Below are 3,153 nucleotides of genomic sequence, written 5' to 3' on the forward strand. Positions count from 1 at the left end.
GAAGAGTGTGCGAGGAGAAGCAGGTAAGGGCACACGGGGGATGCCTAGGCGCCAGGAGCCGATGAAGGGCGGGGCGAACTCCGATAAGCCTCGGGGAGCTGTAAGCGAGCGTTGATCCGGGGATTCCCGAATGGGGCAACCCACCGGTCTGACGAGGGCCGGTACCGCCACCTGAATCCATAGGGTGGACGGGGGCACACCAGGGGAACTGAAACATCTTAGTACCCTGAGGAGAAGAAAGCAACATGCGATTCCCTCAGTAGCGGCGAGCGAACGGGGAACAGCCCAAACCGGCGGGCTTTGGCCCGTCGGGGTTGTAGGGCGTCCCACACGGAGTGACAAAGGATGCCGGTAGGTGAAGTGGTCTGGAACGGCCCGCCATAGACGGTGAAAGCCCGGTAACCGAAACCGGCGTCCCTCCGGGACGGACCCTGAGTACCGCGGGGCACGGGAAACCCCGTGGGAAGCAGGGAGGACCACCTCCCAAGGCTAAATACTCCCTGGCGACCGATAGTGAACCAGTACCGTGAGGGAAAGGTGAAAAGCACCCCGGGAGGGGAGTGAAAGAGTACCTGAAACCGTGTGCCTACAAGCAGTCGGAGCGGGCGTTGACCCGTGACGGCGTGCCTTTTGTAGAATGAACCGGCGAGTGACGATGGTGTGCGAGGTTAAGGCTTGAAGGCCGGAGCCGCAGCGAAAGCGAGTCTGAACAGGGCGCATGAGTACATCGTCGTCGACCCGAAACCGGGTGATCTACCCATGTCCAGGGTGAAGGCAGGGTAATGCCTGCTGGAGGCCCGAACCCACTGGTGTGGAAAAACCAGGGGATGAGGTGTGGGTAGGGGTGAAATGCCAATCGAACTCGGAGATAGCTGGTTCTCCCCGAAATAGCTTTAGGGCTAGCCTCGGAAGAGAGTCGCGGAGGTAGAGCACTGATTGGGCTAGGGGCCCTTCCCGGGTTACCGAACTCAGTCAAACTCCGAATGCCGTGGACTCGTTTTCCGGGAGTCAGACTGCGAGTGCTAAGATCCGTAGTCAAGAGGGAAACAGCCCAGACCGCCGGCTAAGGTCCCCAAGTGTTCGTTAAGTGGGAAAGGATGTGGAGTTGCCCAGACAACCAGGATGTTGGCTTAGAAGCAGCCATCATTGAAAGAGTGCGTAATAGCTCACTGGTCGAGTGACTCTGCGCCGAAAATGTAACGGGGCTAAACGGACCACCGAAGCCGCGGATGCCTAAGGGCATGGTAGGGGAGCGTTCCCGGGGCGTCGAAGCTGCATCGCGAGGTGCGGTGGAGCGCCGGGAAGTGAGAATGCCGGTGTGAGTAACGAAAAGAGGGGTGAGAATCCCCTCCGCCGAAAGCCTAAGGGTTCCTGAGGAAGGTTCGTCCGCTCAGGGTAAGTCGGGACCTAAGCCGAGGCCGAAAGGCGTAGGCGATGGAGAACAGGTTGAAATTCCTGTACCACCTCCACTCCGTTTGAGCGACGGGGGGACGCAGGAGGGTAGGGGATCGCGCGACTGGAAGTGCGCGTCCAAGCGGTTAGGCGGGTGTGTAGGCAAATCCGCACGCCATATACGCTGAGCCGTGACGGCGAGGGAAACTAAAGTACCGAAGTCCCTGATCCCACACTGCCGAGAAAAGCCTCTAGCGAGGAGTGAGGTGCCCGTACCGCAAACCGACACAGGTAGGCGGGGAGAGAATCCTCAGGCGCTCGGGAGAACTCTCGTTAAGGAACTCGGCAAAATGACCCCGTAACTTCGGGAGAAGGGGTGCCCCGGTAGGGTGAGCCTTCGGGCGAGCCCGAGGGGGCCGCAGTGAAGAGGCCCAAGCGACTGTTTAGCAAAAACACAGGTCTCTGCGAAGCCGCAAGGCGAAGTATAGGGGCTGACGCCTGCCCGGTGCTGGAAGGTTAAGGGGACGAGTTAGCCCTCGGGCGAAGCTCTGAACCGAAGCCCCAGTAAACGGCGGCCGTAACTATAACGGTCCTAAGGTAGCGAAATTCCTTGTCGGGTAAGTTCCGACCCGCACGAAAGGCGTAACGACTTGGGCGCTGTCTCAACGAGAGACCCGGTGAAATCGTACTCCCTGTGAAGATGCAGGGTACCCGCGACAAGACGGAAAGACCCCGTGGAGCTTTACTGCAGCCTGATATTGGATCCGGGTACGGTTTGTACAGGATAGGTGGGAGCCGGAGAAGCCGGGCCGCCAGGTTCGGTGGAGGCGTCGGTGGGATACCACTCTGACCGTGCCGGGGTTCTAACCCGCGGCCGTGATCCGGTCGGGGGACCGTGTCAGGTGGGCAGTTTGACTGGGGCGGTCGCCTCCTAAAAGGTAACGGAGGCGCCCCAAGGTTCCCTCAGCGCGGTTGGAAATCGCGCGCATAGAGTGCAAAGGCAGAAGGGAGCTTGACTGCGAGACGGACTTGTCGAGCAGGGACGAAAGTCGGGCTTAGTGATCCGGTGGTTCCGAGTGGAAGGGCCATCGCTCAACGGATAAAAGCTACCCCGGGGATAACAGGCTTATCTCCCCCAAGAGTCCACATCGACGGGGAGGTTTGGCACCTCGATGTCGGCTCATCGCATCCTGGGGCCGAAGTCGGTCCCAAGGGTTGGGCTGTTCGCCCATTAAAGCGGTACGCGAGCTGGGTTCAGAACGTCGTGAGACAGTTCGGTCCCTATCTGTCGCGGGCGTAGGAAATCTGAGAGGATCTGCCCTTAGTACGAGAGGACCGGGGTGGACGCACCGCTGGTGTACCAGTTGTGCCGCCAGGCGCACCGCTGGGTAGCCAAGTGCGGAAGGGATAAGCGCTGAAAGCATCTAAGCGCGAAGCCCCCCTCAAGATGAGATTTCCCACTCGCAGGCTTGCCTGTGAGGTAAGACCCCTCGGAGAAGACGAGGTAGATCGGTCCGAGGTGTAAGCGCAGCAATGCGTTCAGCTGACGGATCCGAATCGGTCGAGGGCTTCTCCTTGCACCTTAGCACTTGATCCCGTAACCAATTTTGAGGGTGCGACATACATCCTCAACCAAAATCCGTCTGGTGGTGATAGCGGAGGGGATCCACCCGTTCCCATTCCGAACACGGAAGTTAAGCCCTCCAGCGCCGATGGTACTTGGGGCGGGAGCCCCCGGGAGAGTAGGACGCTGCCAGGCGG

At 60.0% G+C, this 3,153-nt stretch carries 2 rRNA genes; both read left to right on the plus strand.

Annotated elements, in window-relative coordinates:
• Window positions 1-13 precede the first annotated feature (13 nt).
• Window positions 14-2,969, plus strand: a 23S ribosomal RNA gene (locus tag CLV97_RS17565).
• Between the two features lie 65 nt (window positions 2,970-3,034).
• Window positions 3,035-3,151, plus strand: a 5S ribosomal RNA gene (gene rrf / locus CLV97_RS17570).
• The last annotated feature ends 2 nt before the right edge of the window (window positions 3,152-3,153 follow it).

It is taken from the genome of Planifilum fimeticola, assembly GCF_003001905.1.
Classification (GTDB): Bacteria; Bacillota; Bacilli; order Thermoactinomycetales; family DSM-44946; genus Planifilum; species Planifilum fimeticola.